This window comes from Geomonas paludis (assembly GCF_014193585.1).
GTDB classification, from domain to species: domain Bacteria; phylum Desulfobacterota; class Desulfuromonadia; order Geobacterales; family Geobacteraceae; genus Geomonas; species Geomonas paludis.
In genome coordinates this window covers 215,001-229,776 of the sequence record NZ_BLXY01000005.1, presented here as the reverse complement: position 1 = coordinate 229,776, position 14,776 = coordinate 215,001, and the positions used below count along the sequence as shown (strand labels likewise).

Below are 14,776 nucleotides of genomic sequence, written 5' to 3'. Positions count from 1 at the left end.
GCTGCAACATTAAGGAGACACATCCTTGGAAGAGGGTAACGGACGCAAGGGCCAGGGACTCATGGAAGCCCTGACCCGGCTCTTGTACGGCAAAAAGAAGGTCACCGGGGCGGAGATCCAGGAGATCATGGACGCCGGCGAGGAAGAAGGGGTCATCAACCAGGAGGAGAACGCGATGATCCGTTCCATCCTGACCCTGGGTGACTCCATGGTGCGCGAGATCATGCTGCCGCGCATGGAGATGGCCTGCGTTTCCATCGACAACGAGGTGCGCGAGGTGCTGCAATCGATCATCGCCTCGGGCCACTCCCGGCTCCCGGTCTACGAGGGGACCATCGACAACATCATCGGCCTCATCTACGCCAAGGACCTGCTGCGTTACTGGGGCGAGCCCGACGACGCCATCGAGCTCAGGAAGCTGATCCGTCCCCCCTTCTTCATCCCGGAGACCAAGAACCTCGAGGAGTTGCTGCACGACTTCAAGAAGCGGCGGGTGCACATGGCGGTGGTCATCGACGAGTACGGCGGCACTGCCGGCCTGGTCACCATCGAGGACCTGCTCGAGGAGATCGTGGGGGACATCCAGGACGAGTACGACCTGGAAACCGAGCGTCTCTCGGAGCAGGGGGACGGCTCCATCGTCGCCGACGGCAGGCTCCCTATCGAGGAGCTGGAAGAGCACTTCGACGTCGAGATCGCGAAAGAAAACTTCGAGACGGTGGGGGGGCTCCTGTTCCACCTGACCGGGCGCATCCCCGCCGCAGGGGACGTGATCGAAAACGACTCGCTGGTGCTGACCGTGCTGGAGGCGGACGAGAGGCGCATCGCCAAGGTGCACATCGCCAAGAAACAGGAGCCGGTCGGGGAGCCTGAGGAATCGTGACCGCGAGAACGGCCATGGCAGGCGAGGCGACGGTGGGGCGCTACCTGCTGGCGCTGCTTTCCGGTGTATTGCTGGCACTCTCCTTCCCGCTCCCCGGGATATCGGCCCTCGCCTGGATCGCCTTCGTGCCGTTGTTCCTGGCGGCCGACCGCGTCACCCCCCGGCTTGGCTTCCGCCTCGGCTTCACGGCCGGGTGCGTCGCCTACGCCGGGATCCTGTACTGGCTCAACGTGGTGATGATGAACTACGGGAAGCTGCACTGGACGGTGAGCGCGACGCTCTACCTCACCCTGGTCGGCTACCTGGCGCTCTATCCGGGGGCGGTGCTCTGGCTGGTGCGCCGCTGCGAGGCGGGCCGGATTCCGCTGCTCTGCTCGTTCCCGCTTTTGTGGGTGACCGGCGAAGCGATCCGCTCCTACGTCCTGACCGGCTTTCCCTGGGCGAGCCTCGGCTACTCCCAGTACCGCACCCTGCCGCTGATCCAGATCAGCGACCTGACCGGGGTGTACGGGGTCAGCTTCCTGATCGCCCTGACCAACGTGGTCTTCTACCGGATCTGGGTCTCGACGCGCCACCGCAAGCCCTACCCGGTACGTGCCCTGCTGTTCCTGGTGCTGCTCATGGCGGCCACCATGGTCTACGGCGTCTCCGCCCTGACCCGCAGCGACAGGGGCGAACCGCGCAGGGTGCTGCTGGTGCAGGGGAACATCGCCCAGGACCAGAAGTGGGACCCGGCCTTCCAGGACGCGACGCTGAAGACCTATGAGCGGCTGACACGGGAGGGGTGCCGGGAGCCGGGGACCCTGGTGGTCTGGCCGGAGAGCGCCCTGCCGTTTTTCCTGCAACGCGAGCCGGCCTATGCGGCGCGGGTCAGTGCGCTGGCCGTCGAGCTGAAGAGCCCGCTCGTCGTGGGGAGCCCCGCCTACGAACAGCAGGGGGGAATGGTTCGCTACCTGAACAGCGCGTTCCTCTTCTCCGAGCAGGGCGCCATCGCCGGGAGAAGCGACAAGCTGCACCTGGTCCCCTTTGGCGAGTACGTGCCGTTGGCGCCGCTGCTGCCGTTCGTGAACAAGCTGGTGACCGGCATCGGCGACTTTTCGCCGGGCAAGGAGGCCGTGGTGCTGCCGGCCTCCACCGGGAAACTGGGCGTGCTGGTCTGCTTCGAAGGGATCTTCCCGGAAGTGGCCAGCGCCTACGTCGCAAAGGGAGCGCAGGTGCTGGTGAACATCACCAACGACGCCTGGTTCGGGCGCAGCTCCGCCCCCTACCAGCACCTTTCCATGACTGTGTTCCGGGCCGTGGAGAACCGGGTCCCCCTGGTGCGGGCGGCCAACACCGGGATCTCGGCGGTGATCGACAGCAAGGGGCACATCCGGGGCATGACCCCGCTGTTCCAGGAGGCGACCTTGAGCGGCGAGGTGAGGCCCGGCGCCGGACGCACCTTCTACAACCGCTTCGGCGACCTCTTCGCCCTGATCTGCCTCTCCGGCAGCATCGGCATGGGTATCGCCTGCTACCGCGGGCGCCGCAGCTGACTTTTTGCCAATAACAATGATCGCCGTACCGGCGATGCGACCATAAAGGAGTTTTCAGATGTTCAGAGAAGAAATTGCCAAAATAGAGGACCTTGCCGAGCGAATCAACAAACTCCGGGGGTCTCTTTGACGTAGATGACAAGAGGGAGCGGATGCAGGAGCTCGAGGAGCTCACCTCCCGCCCCGATTTCTGGAACGATGCCGACAAGGCGCAGAAGGTGCTGAAAGACAGGATGGCGATGGAGAAGGACGTCACCACCTGGGAAAACCTGGAGCGCCAGTCCCGCGACATCCAGGAGCTGATCGAGTTGGGGAGCGAGGAGCAGGACGAGGCGACGCTCGCCGAGGTTCACGGCATGAACGAGCAGCTGGAGAGCGGGGTGAGCCAGGCGGAGTTCCGCAGGATGCTCTCCGGCCCCCACGACGCCTCCGGCGCCTTCCTTTCCATCAACTCCGGCGCCGGCGGCACCGAGTCCCAGGACTGGGCCGAGATGCTCCTGCGCATGTACCTGCGCTACTGCGAGAAGAAGGGGTGGAAGACCGAGATCACCGACTACCAGGAGGGCGACGGTGCCGGGATCAAGGGGGTGACCTTCGCGGTCACCGGCGAGTTCGCCTACGGCTACCTGAAGGCCGAGGCGGGCATCCACCGGCTGGTGCGCATCTCCCCCTTCGACAGCAGCGCCCGGCGCCATACCTCGTTCGCCTCCGTGTTCGTCTTCCCGGTGATTGAGGAGGACGACATCGAGATCAAGATCCCGGAGAGCGACCTGAGGATCGACACCTACCGCTCCTCGGGCGCCGGCGGGCAGCACGTCAACACCACCGACTCGGCCATCAGGATCACCCACCTCCCCACCGGGACGGTGGTGGCCTGCCAGAGCGAGCGCAGCCAGCACATGAACAAGGCGACCGCCATGAAGGTGCTCCGCTCCAAGCTCTACGAGATGGAGCTCCGGGAGCGCGAGGCCAAGGCGGCCGATATCGCCGGCGAGAAGAAGGAGATCGGTTGGGGGAGCCAGATCCGCTCCTACGTGCTGCACCCTTACAAGATGGTCAAGGACCTGCGCACCGGCGTGGAAAGCGGCAATCCCGACAACGTCCTGGACGGCGCGCTGGACGACTTCGTGGTCCCGTATCTCATGGGTGTGCGTCGGGAGACCAAGGATATTTAGGGACCTGAACAAGGATAGACAATGCACAAGGCAGTAAGACTGTTGATTATATATCTTCTTCTCCTCGCGCCGGCGGCCACCGGCTGCGCGGCGCAGCGCGCCGGGCTTTCCAGTGTCGGCTTCGCCATCCAGGTGGGCGCCTTCTCCGACGTGAAAAACGCGGAGCGCCTCACCAGGAAACTGCAGGAACAGGGGATAGAAGCCTTCTACTTCAAAAGGGAAAACGGCATCTACGCGGTGCGCTTCGGCGACTTCGCCAAACGGGACGATGCGCGCAAGGTGGCACAGAAGCTGGTGAAGGAGAAGACCATCGGCTCCTACTTCATCGCGCCGCCGCAGCCCGACCGCACCATGCTGGTGCGGGAGACCGTGATCGAGAAGGCGCCGGCCCCCTCGATCACCAAGCCGACCAAACCCGCGCCTACCGGCAAGAAGAAAGAAGAGCCGGCCAAGCGCGATCGCGGCGACATGGGTAACATCGCCGCACGCACCGCCGAGCGCTTCGTCGGCATCCCCTACCGCTGGGGCGGGGACACCGTCGTCGACGGCATGGACTGCAGCGGTTTCGTGCGCGCGGTCTACAACCTGTGCGGGATCAACATCCCGCGCACCTCCCGGGAGCAGTACCGGGTGGGGGATGCGGTTGGGCGTGAGGAGTTGAAGGACGGCGACCTCGTGTTCTTCGGGGCTTCCGGCGAGGAGATCAACCACGTCGGCATCTTCGTCGGCAACGGCCGTTTCGTCCACGCGCCGCGCCGCGGCGACGACATCAAGGTGAGTTCGATGGACGATGCCTATTTCCAGAAAAGGTTCGTGGGAGCGAAGCGTTATTTTTAATTACTTGCGCCCCAATCGCCGATAAGGTCCAGGCCGGGCAAAGGAAGAGCGAACGGTGACAGAGCAAAAAGGGGACAGGCACCTGCGGAGCCAGTCCCCTCGTGGCTGTGCCTTTAACGTAGAACGTAGAACATAGAACGTAGAACTCGAATTACAAAGAGACAGGAGCAGTTATGGCATTTATCAAGCCGTTCAAGGCGGTACGCCCCAAAAAGGAGTTGGCCGAGAAGGTCGCCGCTCTTCCCTACGACGTGATGAACACGGACGAGGCCATCGAGATGGCTTCCGGCAACGCGGTGAGTTTCCTGCACATCTCCCGTCCGGAGATCGATCTCCCCCGGGACATCGACGTGCATTCCGATCCGGTGTACGTCAAGGGACGCGACAACCTGGCGAAATTCCTGGCGGAGGGCGTGCTGCTGCAGGACGAGACCGAGCGCTACTACGTCTACCGCCAGAAGATGGGCAACATCACCCAGACCGGCCTCGTGGTCTGCGCCGGCGTGGACGACTACCAGAGCGGGACCATCAAGAAGCACGAGCTGACCAGGGCGGACAAGGAAGAGGACCGCGTCAAGCACATCGACGCGCTCAACGCCAACGACGAGCCGGTCTTTTACACCTACCGCAACGACCCGGCCCTCACCGCCACCATCGATCAGGTCACCAAGGCGGCGCCGCTGTACGATTTCACCACCGATGACGGGGTCTCCCACGCCTTGTGGGATATCGCCGATCCGAAGTTGATCGACTCCCTCACCAAGAGCTTCGCCGCCATCCCGACCCTGTACGTCGCCGACGGCCATCACCGCAGCGCCGCAGCCAGCCGGGTGCGCGACCTGAGAAAGGACGCCAACCCCAAGCACACCGGCAGCGAAGAATACAACTACTTCCTTACCGTGATCTTCCCGGACAACGAGATGACCATCATGCCCTACAACAGGGTGGTCAAGGACTTGAACGGGCGTAGCGTCGCCGAGTTCATGGCGCGCGTGGGCGAGCGCTTCGAGGTGACCCCGGTTGCCGGGGCGGTCAACCCGGAGGAGCGCCATCAGTTCGGCATGTACCTCGGGGGCAAGTGGTACGTGCTCACCCCGCGCGAGGACTCCTTTCCTGAGAACGACCCGGTCGCCTCCATGGATGTCTCCATCCTGCAGGACAACCTGCTCAGCCCGGTCCTGGGCGTGCGCAACCCGCGCACCGACCAGCGCATCCACTTCGTCGGCGGCATTCGTGGTGTCGAGGAACTGGAGCGGGTGGTCAATTCCGGCGAGTACATGGTCGCCTTCTCGCTGTTCCCGACCTCCATCGAGGAACTGATGGCGCTGGCCGACGAGGACAAGATCATGCCGCCCAAGTCGACCTGGTTCGAACCCAAACTCAGAAGCGGCCTCTTCATCCACTTGTTGGATTAAAAACTCATACAAACCTGACGGAGGAAAGTTGATGCGCAACGTTGAGAAGTTCCTCGTGCTATTGCTGCTTATGGCGGCGATAGCCATTCCCGCCTGCTCCCAGAAGGATCCTGCCAAGCAGCCGGCAACCGAGAAAACCGCAGCCAAGGCCGCTGCCGGGGCGGTGACCACCCCCTCCGGCCTTTCCTATACCGACCTCGTGGTCGGGACCGGGCCGTCCCCGACCTCGGGCAAAGGGGTGAAGGTCCACTACACCGGCACCCTGGAAAACGGCACCAAGTTCGACAGCTCGCTCGATCGCGGCCAGCCCTTCATCTTCAGGATCGGCGCCGGCGAAGTGATCCCGGGGTGGGACGAGGGGGTCATGTCCATGAAAGTGGGGGGCAAGAGGAAGCTGGTGGTCCCGCCGCAGCTCGGCTACGGGGCCAACGGCGCCGGCGGGGTGATTCCCCCCAACGCCACCCTGATCTTCGAAGTGGAGCTTCTCGACGTAGAGAAGTAATCATACCGGTGGCTTGCAATGGTGCCGGGGCGCTGTAAAGTTTTCCTTTGCGTTTTTTTCAGCCCCCGGTCCCCGTTGCGAGGTGCCCCATGCGCCTGTTGCCGCTGGCCTTGTTGCTGTTCCCGGTGCTGGTCTCTTCTCCGGTCCTCGCCGGGCAGAAGAGTGTCACCCTGTTTCTGGACGGGGCGCGGGTGGAGCAGGAGCTTGCCGCCTCCGGCGGCTACCTGGAGCTCCCCTTGCCGGATGCTTTCGCACCGGGGTCGCTGCGGGTGAAGGCGCCGGGGGGGACCGTGCAGAGGGTGGAGCTGGTCCCGGCGGAACAGGACCGGCGCCGCTCTGCCGAGCTGGCGCGCCTGCGGGAGCGCAGGGGCGAGTTGCAGGACCGCATGGACGCCCTGAACCGGCGCGAGGAGATCTTCTCCGCGGCGGCCAAGTCGCAAAGCGGCAAGGCACCGAGAAAGACCAAGGCCAATCCCGATCCGGTGGTGACGCTGCAGCAGGGTACCGAGTTTGCCCTGAACCAGATGGAGGCGGTCTACCGCAGCAAGCGCAAGTGCCGTCTCGCCCTCGATGCCGTGGAACGGGAGCTGGCCACCGCCTCCAAGGGTGTCGCGTCGGCGCGCATCTGGGTCACCGGAAGCAAGGCGCAGGTCTCCTACCTGGTTAGCAGCGAGCGTTGGACCCCCAGTTACGACCTCCGCTTTTCCGGGGAGGGGGGCGCCGAGCTGCTGCTGCACGCGAAGCTGCCGCAGCGCGAGAAGGGGGTACAGTACCAGGTGGTGCGCGGGACGACCGCCAAGCCGGGAGCGGTCGAACCGGTGCGGGGGGAGTTCCCCGTCCTTGCCCGCTATCCGCTTGCCGTCACCGGTGCGGTCGGTGCGCAGCCCCCGGAACGATTCGCTTTCGCCCCGGTCGAAGCCGGTCTTCCCCCCGGGGAAGCCGCCCTGTATTGGAAGGGTGAATACCTCGGCAGCGCCCCGTTCGCCGGGGGCGGCAGCACCGGGTTCTCCCTGGGGCCATAGCGAATTCCTTGCCTTTGCATGATTAAGATGTTATAAGGAATCGGCTTTTTGCCATGTGATTTGATATTCCCACCAAAAGGAGGAGATATGACCGCAACATCTTCAGACTTCGTCAAAGCGCTGGAAGTAGGGCGTCCCCCCAACGTAGCGAAACTCTTCCCCAATTCCAAAGCACTCCTGGTGAGCGGCAAGGTCATCGACCGTGCCATGAACGCCAAGGGGCATGCCCTGGCCCTGGCCGCCAACGGCCGCAACCACTTCGTCATCCGCGGTGTGCTCGCTGCGGCACAGAAGGCCAACGCCGCCGTGATCATCGAGATCGCCAAGAGCGAGGGTGGCCAGAAGGCGTACTGCCCGGTCAACTACTGGAACATGGCCCGCCAGGTGGACGCCGTCGCCAACGAGCTCGGCATCACCATCCCGGTCGCCATCCACGCCGACCACTACGGCATCAAGGGTGAAGCTGACGTAAAGGCGGCCAAGGTCGAGATCCCGAGCATGTTCGACGCCGGCATCACCTCCATCGCCATCGACGCGTCGCACCTCCCCGACGAGGAGAACCTCCTCGCCAACATCGAGCTCAACAGCATCATCCCGGCCTGGGCCGGACTCGAGACCGAGGTGGGCGAGATCAAGGGGAAGGAGGGGCTCTCCACCGTTCCCGAGGCACTCTTTTTGATCCGCGGCCTCAACGCCCACGGCATCTTCCCGGACTGGATCGCTCTCAACAACGGCACCACCCACGGCATCGAGGCTTCCGACGCCGGCATCCAGGTGGAGCTGACCGCGCAGATCCATGAGGCGATCACGCAGTACGGCGTCAACGGCGCCCAGCACGGCACCTCCGGCAACAGCTACGACAGGCTGCGCGAGATCGCCCAGAAGACCCGCACCACCAAGGCCAACGTCGCGACCGCACTCCAGTTCGTCTCCTGGGGGCTCGAGGTCAACGACTACGGCAACGCCAAGCTCGACGAGAACGGCAACTTCATCAAGGTGAAGGGCGAGGGAATGACCGAGGAGCTGTGGGCCGAGATGGTGGCCTTCGCCGACTCCAAGGGGTGGAAGAAGGGCGACTACAAGAACCTCAACCTCCCGTTCGAGAACAAGCTGCTGGCCCAGCCCAAGGAAGTGCGCGAGCGCATGAGCAAGAGGGTCGAGGACTTCGCCTACAACCTGATCGCCAACGTCTTCAACGCCGCCGACACGGCGCCGCTTGCCATCGACGCCATCCTCAAGGCCGGTTCCTACGACCTCGGCCCCAAAGGGAAGCGCATCGAGAACCCCGCGGAGTGGACCAAGGAACAACTCCCCAAGCAGGCCCAGGGACTTTCCAGGGACAAGGGGCCCGAAGGCAACTTCGAGGACTAGCAGCACCATCAAGCAGAGAAACACCCGGAGGGGGCCTCGTGCCCCCTTTTGTAGCTGGCTCTCCGGAGGGGAAACACGATGACCGAAAAGCGTAATTTTTCACGTGTCGATTTCAGGGTCTCCGCGTTGTTGCAGGCGGAGGGAGTGGCAATCAAGGGGGAGGTGACGGACGTCAGTCTGCACGGTCTCTACATGGAAACGCAGGAGCGCATCCCGGTCGGCACCCCGGTCGAGGTGACCATCTATCTTTCCGCGGCTCCCGATCCCATCGTCATCAACGTAAAAGGGACGGTGGCGCGCCAGGTCGAGGGCGGCCTCGGCTGCGCCTTCGACAAGATGGACGTCGAGTCCTTCGCCCACCTGCGCAGCATCATCTCCTACCAGGGGGGCGACGAGTCCAAGGTGATGGCGGAGTTTTCGGAGTACGTGGTCAAGAAGATGCACGATGAGTGATGGCGTATCTCTGCCGGACCTGACGCCGCTGCGCGACTGGTTCAGCTCCTACTGCAACTCCTTCCGCACCGCCGATCTGGAAGTGCAGCGCAACTTCGACCTGAAGCAAGAGCATACCCGCAATGTCTGCCGCGATGCCTTGCTCATCGCCCAGGGGATGGGGCCGCGCTTCGAGATGCTGGCCGAGGTGGCCGCGCTGTGCCACGACCTCGGCCGCTTTCCGCAGTTCCGGGACTACCACACCTTCAAGGACAGCGACTCGCTGAACCACGCCCACCTCTCCGCGCAAGTCATGAAACAGCACCATCTGCTCGATTTCCTTACCGACCAGGAGCGCGGCTGCATCGAGGTCGCCGTGCGCATGCACAACGCCTTCCAGGTTCCGGAAGGTCTTCCCGCCCTGACCGCCGACCTGCTCAGGTTGCTGCGCGATGCCGACAAGCTCGACATCTGGCGCGTTTTCACCGAGTACTTCAACGCACCTGAAGCGGAACGTGCTTCCGGCGCGGGGCTTGGCTTTCCCGATCTCCCCGGCTGCTCCGCCGAACCCCTGGCTGCCGTGTCCGCCGGGAACATGGTTCAACTCTCCACCCTGAAGAGCCTCAACGACTTCAAACTGCTGCAGGTCTCGTGGATCTACGACATCAACTTTGCCGCGACCTTCCGGCTGATCCGGCAGAGGTCGGTGCTGGAGCAGTTTCGCGCCATGCTTCCCCGGGACCGCGAGGTGCTCGATGTCCTGGCACAGGTGGGGCGCTACCTCGACGAGAAGCTGCGCGACGCTGCGGCGTGATTCCCCGGGCAAAAGGAAACACCAGTGGAACTGCATTACGCGAAGCTGTGGTTCAGCTTCACCCTGAGGCATGATGTAAGCGACCCCTACGCCTTCTACGCCACCCGTGCCGATTTCGAATCCGCTTTCCGTGCCGCCGTTTCCTGCAAACGCGGGGATTGTGCCGGCTGCCGGCGGGGCGACTGCGCCTTTTCGGCGACCTTCTCCCAAGAGATCGCGCAGGATCCGGAGGCGGTGCGCCGTCATCAAAAACCGCCCCTCCCGTTCATCTTCGATTTTCCCGTGCTCCCGCCGAGCCCCAACCGCGGGCGGGGCTGCGAACTCGCTCTCACCCTGGTCGGCAGCTCCATCCAAAACCTGCCCGCCTACCTCGAGGCGGTACGGATCCTCATCGAGAACAAGGGTGGTGTGCTGGTCGCCGTGGCCGCCGAATCTCCCGGGGGAGCGCGCGCCGACTACGCAGGTGACGGCTCTTTCCCCCTGCCGCTGCTCGGTTCCCTCGATCCGGCCCTCACCGGCCCGCTGCCGACGGAAACGGTGGCGCTGCGACTTTTGACCCCCCTGAAGCTGGTACGGGAGGGCCGCCTGCTCAAGGCCTTCACCTTTGCCGACTTCGCCCGCACTCTCATGCGCCGCGTGTCCTCGCTCGCCTACCACTATGAAGGCGCCGAGCCCGCCCTGGATTACCGTTGGCTGTCCGGGCAAAGCGATGCGGTCGATACCGTCGAGTCCGACTGCCGCTTCGTATCCTGGAACGGCCGTCCGGCCGGCATCCTCGGCACCGCCCGTTTTGCCGGCGACCTGGAACCTTTTCACCTGCTGCTGCAATTGGGAACCGCCACCCATCTCGGCAAAGGCGCATCCTTCGGCTACGGCTGCTACCGCGTGGAAGGTTAGGCCATCGCGCCCTTCTTTAATAATTAGAATCTTGTAATAACCTTCTTCTTGGTTAGAATTCCGAAGTGTCTTTTTCAGCCGAGTCGGAGGAGCAGGGTCATGGCGCACACCTTCTGGAGGCCATTGCTGATTACCGCCTTCTTCGTTTTGCTGCTCGACCTCTTTTACGGGACGATGGTGAAGCAGACGGCGGAGCGTGGGGCGGAGATAACCTACAGTCGTTTTCGTGCCGAGCTCGCCGCCAACAACATAATCAAATTGACCCTCCGGGGTAAAAGCGCCAAGGGACAGTTCCGCACCGCCATCAAGGTGCCGGCGGTGAGCGTCGAACAAAAAGGGCAGGACATCGACGTCACCAACTTCAGTACCATCCTCCCATCTATCGAAGATCCCACCCTGTTGCCGGAATTGAGCGCCCGGCGCGTCGACGTCAACGTCGTTTCCACCGAAGGCTCCACCATGGGCTCCATCATCCTGTACCTGCTGCCGTGGTTCATCATCATCGGGGTCTGGCTCTTCGTCATGAGAGGGATGCGCAAGCAGGGGCCGAGCGGCATGATGGGCGGTTTCGCCCGTTCCGGCGCCAAGGCCTACACCTCCGAGCGGATCGACGTCACCTTCGCCGACGTGGCGGGTATGGAAGAGGCGAAGCAGGAACTGCGCGAGGTGGTCGAATATCTGAAGGACCCCAGGAAGTTCCAGCAGATCGGCGGCAAGGTGCCCAAGGGGGTGCTGCTGGTAGGTCCCCCGGGAACCGGCAAGACCCTGTTGGCGAGGGCGGTTGCGGGCGAGTCCGGCGTCCCCTTCTTCTCCATTTCCGCCTCCGCCTTCATCGAGATGTTCGTAGGCGTTGGCGCCAGCCGGGTACGCGACCTCTTTGCCAGTGCGCGCAAGATGCTCCCGAGCATCATCTTCATCGACGAGTTGGATGCGGTTGGGAGAAGCCGCGGCGCAGGTTTCGGCGGCGGCCACGACGAGCGTGAGCAGACCCTGAACCAGCTGTTGTCGGAGATGGACGGTTTCGACCCGCATACCGAAGTGGTCGTCATCGCGGCGACCAACCGACCCGACGTGCTCGATCCGGCCCTGCTGCGCCCCGGCCGCTTCGACCGCAACGTGGTGATCGAGCGTCCCGACTGGCGGGATCGGGAGAAGATCCTCAAGGTTCACACGCGGCGCATACCCCTGGCGCCTGAAGTGGACCTCTCGGTCATCGCCAAGGGGACCCCCGGGATGACCGGCGCCGACCTGGAGGGACTGGTCAACGAGGCCGCCATTCTCGCAGCGCGCGACAACAAGCTCGTGGTGGGGTTGGACGAATTGGAGCGGGCGAAGGACAAGATCCTCATGGGTGGCGAGCGCCACATGGTGATCTCGGATGAGGAGAAGCGGATCACGGCCTACCACGAGGCCGGGCATGCCCTGGTGGCACGGCTGCTGCCCAGCACCGACCCGGTGCACAAGGTGACCATCCTCCCCAGGGGGCGCGCTCTGGGCGTGACCCAGCAACTACCCGAGGACGATCGCTACCACTACCCGCGTGCCTACCTGGTGAACCGTCTCTGCGTTGCGTTGGGTGGGCGGGTTGCCGAGCGCATCGTGTTCAACGACGTCTCTTCAGGAGCGCAGAGCGATCTGAAGCACGTTACCGAACTGGCCGAGAAGATGGTCTGTCAATGGGGCATGAGCGAGAAGATAGGCGCCATGACCTTTCCGCGCGGAGAGGAGCACCCGTTTTTGGGGATGAAGCTTGCTGAAGAGAAGACCTTTTCTGAAGAGATGGCGTGGTTGATCGATCAGGAGATAGCGTCGCTGATCCATTCTGCGGAGGGGAAGGCGATGGAACTGCTGAGCGGCAACCGCAGCAAGCTGCATGCCCTGGCCAACGCCCTGTTGGAAGAAGAGACTCTCAACGGCGAGCGGGTAGACGAGATCCTAGCTACCGCCTGACCCGCGACCAGCCCGCGTGCAGCCACAACAGGCCTCGGCGCCAGCCAGTCTACAGTCCTACCAGTCAGACCAGTCCTACCACAGAGGTCCGTCCCTAGTAGATAATGATGTACCCCTTCTTGCTGGCGATCCCGGTAATCTCAAGGGTGTCCTTGATCCGGAAGGTCTCGCCATCCAGCGTGAAGATGTACCCATCCCCATCAGGTACCGCCAACTCAATCAGGGACTCGAACGATGCTGTCTTGATAGTTTCCATGCGCCGCAATATACCATTTGCCATTCAAGCCGTAAAGGCTTTGCATCATTGCATTACAACCGATTTATGTCATAGTAGTGCCTACTCATTTCCGGCACCATCTTTTTGCTGCCTATTTCAATGTTATCGAGGTCTACATGGTGAGAAAGAGAAAGAGTGGGGTCTTGCTGCACCCCACCTCGTTGCCTGGCCCGGGAGGGATCGGTTCTTTCGGTGAAGAAGCAAAGAGATTCGTAGATTTTCTGCACAAGTCAGGGCAGTCCCTGTGGCAGATCCTTCCCCTTGGTCCCACAGCCTACGGCAATTCCCCGTACTCCTGTTACTCCGCGTTCGCCGGTAATCCGTTGTTGATCAATCTGGAGATGCTGCAGACCGAGGGTGACCTGCTATCGGAAGAGGCGACAGCGGATCTCGATTCCGAGCGCGTGGACTACGGCGCCACCGAGATATACAAGATGGCCCGCCTCAAGGAGGCCGCTGCCCGCTTCTTCGTGGAGGCTCCGCAAAAGCGCAAGGAAGAGTTCTGGCATTTTTGCGATACGACCTTCTGGCTGCACGACTATGCACTGTTCATGGCTCTCAAGGAGCAGTTCAAGGCGGTGAGTTGGAAGGACTGGCCGGATGCGCTGGCGAACCGGGAGCCGGAGGCTCTGTCATCCTGGAGCGAAAAGCTGGGTTCGGCCATAGGCGAGCAGAAGTACATGCAATGGCAGTTCTCCCGGCAGTGGAAGCAGCTGAAAACCTATGCCAACGTTCTCGGCATTTCCATTGTCGGTGACCTCCCCATCTTCGTCGCCTATGATTCCGCCGATGTCTGGGCCAATCCCCACCTGTTCCACCTGGACGAGAAAGGGGTCCCGATCGTCGTCGCCGGCGTTCCTCCGGACTACTTCAGTAAGACGGGGCAGTTGTGGGGCAACCCGCTGTACAACTGGGACAAGATGGCCGAGCAGGGATACGGGTGGTGGATAGCGCGGCTGCGCAACGATCTCTCCCTCTACGACATGGTCCGTATCGACCACTTTCGCGGCTTCGAGGCCTTCTGGGAAGTGCCGATGTGGGAGAAGACCGCCATCAACGGCCGTTGGGTCAAGGGGCCGGGAGAAGCGCTCTTCCACGCGCTGCGCAACGCGCTCGGCAGTCTGCCTATCATCGCCGAAGACCTGGGCATCATCACCGCCGAAGTGGAGGCGCTGAGAGACCAGTTCGGGCTGCCGGGGATGAAAATCCTCCAGTTCGCTTTCGGGTCAGGACCAGACAACCCGTACCTGCCGCACAACCATGTCAGGTCGTGCGTGGTCTACACGGGCACCCACGACAATGACACCACCGCCGGGTGGTTCCATTCTCTCAAGGCGAAAGAGCAGAAGAACGTGCTGTCCTACTTCGATCGGGACGGGAACGACATCGTGTGGCAGATGGTGAAATGCGCACTCGCCTCCGTGGCTGATTACGCCATCATCCCGATGCAGGACCTTTTGGAACTCCCCAGCAGCGGCAGGATGAACGTGCCCGGCGTGGCGGGAGGCAACTGGAGCTGGCGCTGCCCGGCCGATGCGTTCTCCGGACGGCTGGCGGCTAAACTCGCACGCGCCACCGAGCTTTACGGAAGGTTGCCAGACTAAAACGGTAGACTTTTTAATGGCAAATTTGTTGACACTGTGGCTACGGTTTTTGTATAGAGGAT

14 protein-coding genes are annotated in these 14,776 nt (G+C 62.9%); 13 read left to right on the top strand and 1 reads right to left on the bottom strand.

Features of this window, described 5'->3' with window-relative positions; translation table 11 throughout:
* The first annotated feature begins 25 nt into the window (after positions 1-25).
* The 12 genes from H7687_RS14215 (at position 26) to ftsH (ending at position 12,833) form a co-directional block, all read left to right on the top strand.
* Positions 26-883 (top strand): hemolysin family protein, encoded by an 858-nt coding sequence (locus H7687_RS14215; RefSeq protein WP_183348479.1) that lies wholly within the window; start codon positions 26-28, stop codon positions 881-883.
* Positions 884-897: 14 nt separating this feature from the next.
* Positions 898-2,418, top strand: coding sequence for an apolipoprotein N-acyltransferase (lnt, locus tag H7687_RS14210; RefSeq protein WP_183348560.1), 1,521 nt, complete (start codon positions 898-900; stop codon positions 2,416-2,418).
* A 58-nt stretch (positions 2,419-2,476) separates the two neighbouring features.
* Positions 2,477-3,593, top strand: a protein-coding gene (gene prfB / locus H7687_RS14205; protein WP_183348477.1) for a peptide chain release factor 2 whose coding sequence is annotated in 2 segments (ribosomal slippage) — positions 2,477-2,545 and positions 2,547-3,593 — 1,116 coding nt in all. Because the reading frame shifts where the segments join, the coding sequence is not laid out codon by codon here.
* Positions 3,594-3,614: 21 nt separating this feature from the next.
* The gene (locus H7687_RS14200; RefSeq protein WP_183348475.1) at positions 3,615-4,430 is read left to right on the top strand and encodes an NlpC/P60 family protein; all 816 of its coding nucleotides are present in this window, start codon (positions 3,615-3,617) and stop codon (positions 4,428-4,430) included.
* Positions 4,431-4,603: 173 nt separating this feature from the next.
* Positions 4,604-5,845: a DUF1015 domain-containing protein gene (locus H7687_RS14195; protein WP_183348473.1), complete on the top strand. Its 1,242-nt coding sequence runs from the start codon at positions 4,604-4,606 to the stop codon at positions 5,843-5,845.
* Between the two features lie 31 nt (positions 5,846-5,876).
* Positions 5,877-6,347, top strand: coding sequence for an FKBP-type peptidyl-prolyl cis-trans isomerase (locus tag H7687_RS14190; protein ID WP_183348471.1), 471 nt, complete (start codon positions 5,877-5,879; stop codon positions 6,345-6,347).
* A gap of 89 nt (positions 6,348-6,436) precedes the next feature.
* Positions 6,437-7,369, top strand: coding sequence for a DUF4140 domain-containing protein (locus H7687_RS14185; RefSeq protein ID WP_183348469.1), 933 nt, complete (start codon positions 6,437-6,439; stop codon positions 7,367-7,369).
* Positions 7,370-7,456: 87 nt separating this feature from the next.
* Complete coding sequence (locus H7687_RS14180; RefSeq protein WP_183348467.1) at positions 7,457-8,740, top strand: class II fructose-bisphosphate aldolase; 1,284 nt, start codon at positions 7,457-7,459, stop codon at positions 8,738-8,740.
* 78 nt (positions 8,741-8,818) lie between these two features.
* Positions 8,819-9,193 (top strand): PilZ domain-containing protein, encoded by a 375-nt coding sequence (locus H7687_RS14175; RefSeq protein WP_183348465.1) that lies wholly within the window; start codon positions 8,819-8,821, stop codon positions 9,191-9,193.
* Positions 9,186-9,986, top strand: a complete 801-nt coding sequence (locus H7687_RS14170; protein ID WP_183348463.1) for an HD domain-containing protein — start codon at positions 9,186-9,188, stop codon at positions 9,984-9,986. Before H7687_RS14175 ends, H7687_RS14170 begins: the two co-directional genes overlap by 8 nt.
* A 24-nt stretch (positions 9,987-10,010) precedes the next feature.
* Positions 10,011-10,883 carry a CRISPR system precrRNA processing endoribonuclease RAMP protein Cas6 gene (gene cas6 / locus H7687_RS14165; protein WP_183348461.1) on the top strand — a complete coding sequence of 291 codons (873 nt, stop codon included), beginning with the start codon at positions 10,011-10,013 and terminating at the stop codon, positions 10,881-10,883.
* Positions 10,884-10,982: 99 nt separating this feature from the next.
* Positions 10,983-12,833: an ATP-dependent zinc metalloprotease FtsH gene (ftsH, locus tag H7687_RS14160; protein ID WP_183348459.1), complete on the top strand. Its 1,851-nt coding sequence runs from the start codon at positions 10,983-10,985 to the stop codon at positions 12,831-12,833.
* A gap of 94 nt (positions 12,834-12,927) precedes the next feature.
* Here ftsH and H7687_RS14155 read toward each other — a convergent pair whose 3' ends face one another.
* Positions 12,928-13,089, bottom strand: coding sequence for a hypothetical protein (locus H7687_RS14155; protein ID WP_183348458.1), 162 nt, complete (start codon positions 13,087-13,089; stop codon positions 12,928-12,930).
* Between the two features lie 137 nt (positions 13,090-13,226).
* Between H7687_RS14155 and malQ the strand changes: the two genes are divergently transcribed.
* Positions 13,227-14,714 carry a 4-alpha-glucanotransferase gene (gene malQ / locus H7687_RS14150; RefSeq protein WP_183348456.1) on the top strand — a complete coding sequence of 496 codons (1,488 nt, stop codon included), beginning with the start codon at positions 13,227-13,229 and terminating at the stop codon, positions 14,712-14,714.
* Positions 14,715-14,776 lie beyond the last annotated feature (62 nt).

What these genes read in the sequence shown, in the direction of transcription:
- lnt (WP_183348560.1), top strand. Translation starts at nt 898, where the DNA reads ATGGCAGGCGAGGCGACGGTGGGGCGCTACCTGCTGGCGCTGCTTTCC.
- H7687_RS14200 (WP_183348475.1), top strand. Translation starts at nt 3,615, where the DNA reads ATGCACAAGGCAGTAAGACTGTTGATTATATATCTTCTTCTCCTCGCG.
- H7687_RS14195 (WP_183348473.1), top strand. Translation starts at nt 4,604, where the DNA reads ATGGCATTTATCAAGCCGTTCAAGGCGGTACGCCCCAAAAAGGAGTTG.
- H7687_RS14190 (WP_183348471.1), top strand. Translation starts at nt 5,877, where the DNA reads ATGCGCAACGTTGAGAAGTTCCTCGTGCTATTGCTGCTTATGGCGGCG.
- H7687_RS14185 (WP_183348469.1), top strand. Translation starts at nt 6,437, where the DNA reads ATGCGCCTGTTGCCGCTGGCCTTGTTGCTGTTCCCGGTGCTGGTCTCT.
- H7687_RS14180 (WP_183348467.1), top strand. Translation starts at nt 7,457, where the DNA reads ATGACCGCAACATCTTCAGACTTCGTCAAAGCGCTGGAAGTAGGGCGT.
- H7687_RS14175 (WP_183348465.1), top strand. Translation starts at nt 8,819, where the DNA reads ATGACCGAAAAGCGTAATTTTTCACGTGTCGATTTCAGGGTCTCCGCG.
- H7687_RS14170 (WP_183348463.1), top strand. Translation starts at nt 9,186, where the DNA reads ATGAGTGATGGCGTATCTCTGCCGGACCTGACGCCGCTGCGCGACTGG.
- ftsH (WP_183348459.1), top strand. Translation starts at nt 10,983, where the DNA reads ATGGCGCACACCTTCTGGAGGCCATTGCTGATTACCGCCTTCTTCGTT.
- H7687_RS14155 (WP_183348458.1), bottom strand. Translation starts at nt 13,089, where the DNA reads ATGGAAACTATCAAGACAGCATCGTTCGAGTCCCTGATTGAGTTGGCG.
- malQ (WP_183348456.1), top strand. Translation starts at nt 13,227, where the DNA reads ATGGTGAGAAAGAGAAAGAGTGGGGTCTTGCTGCACCCCACCTCGTTG.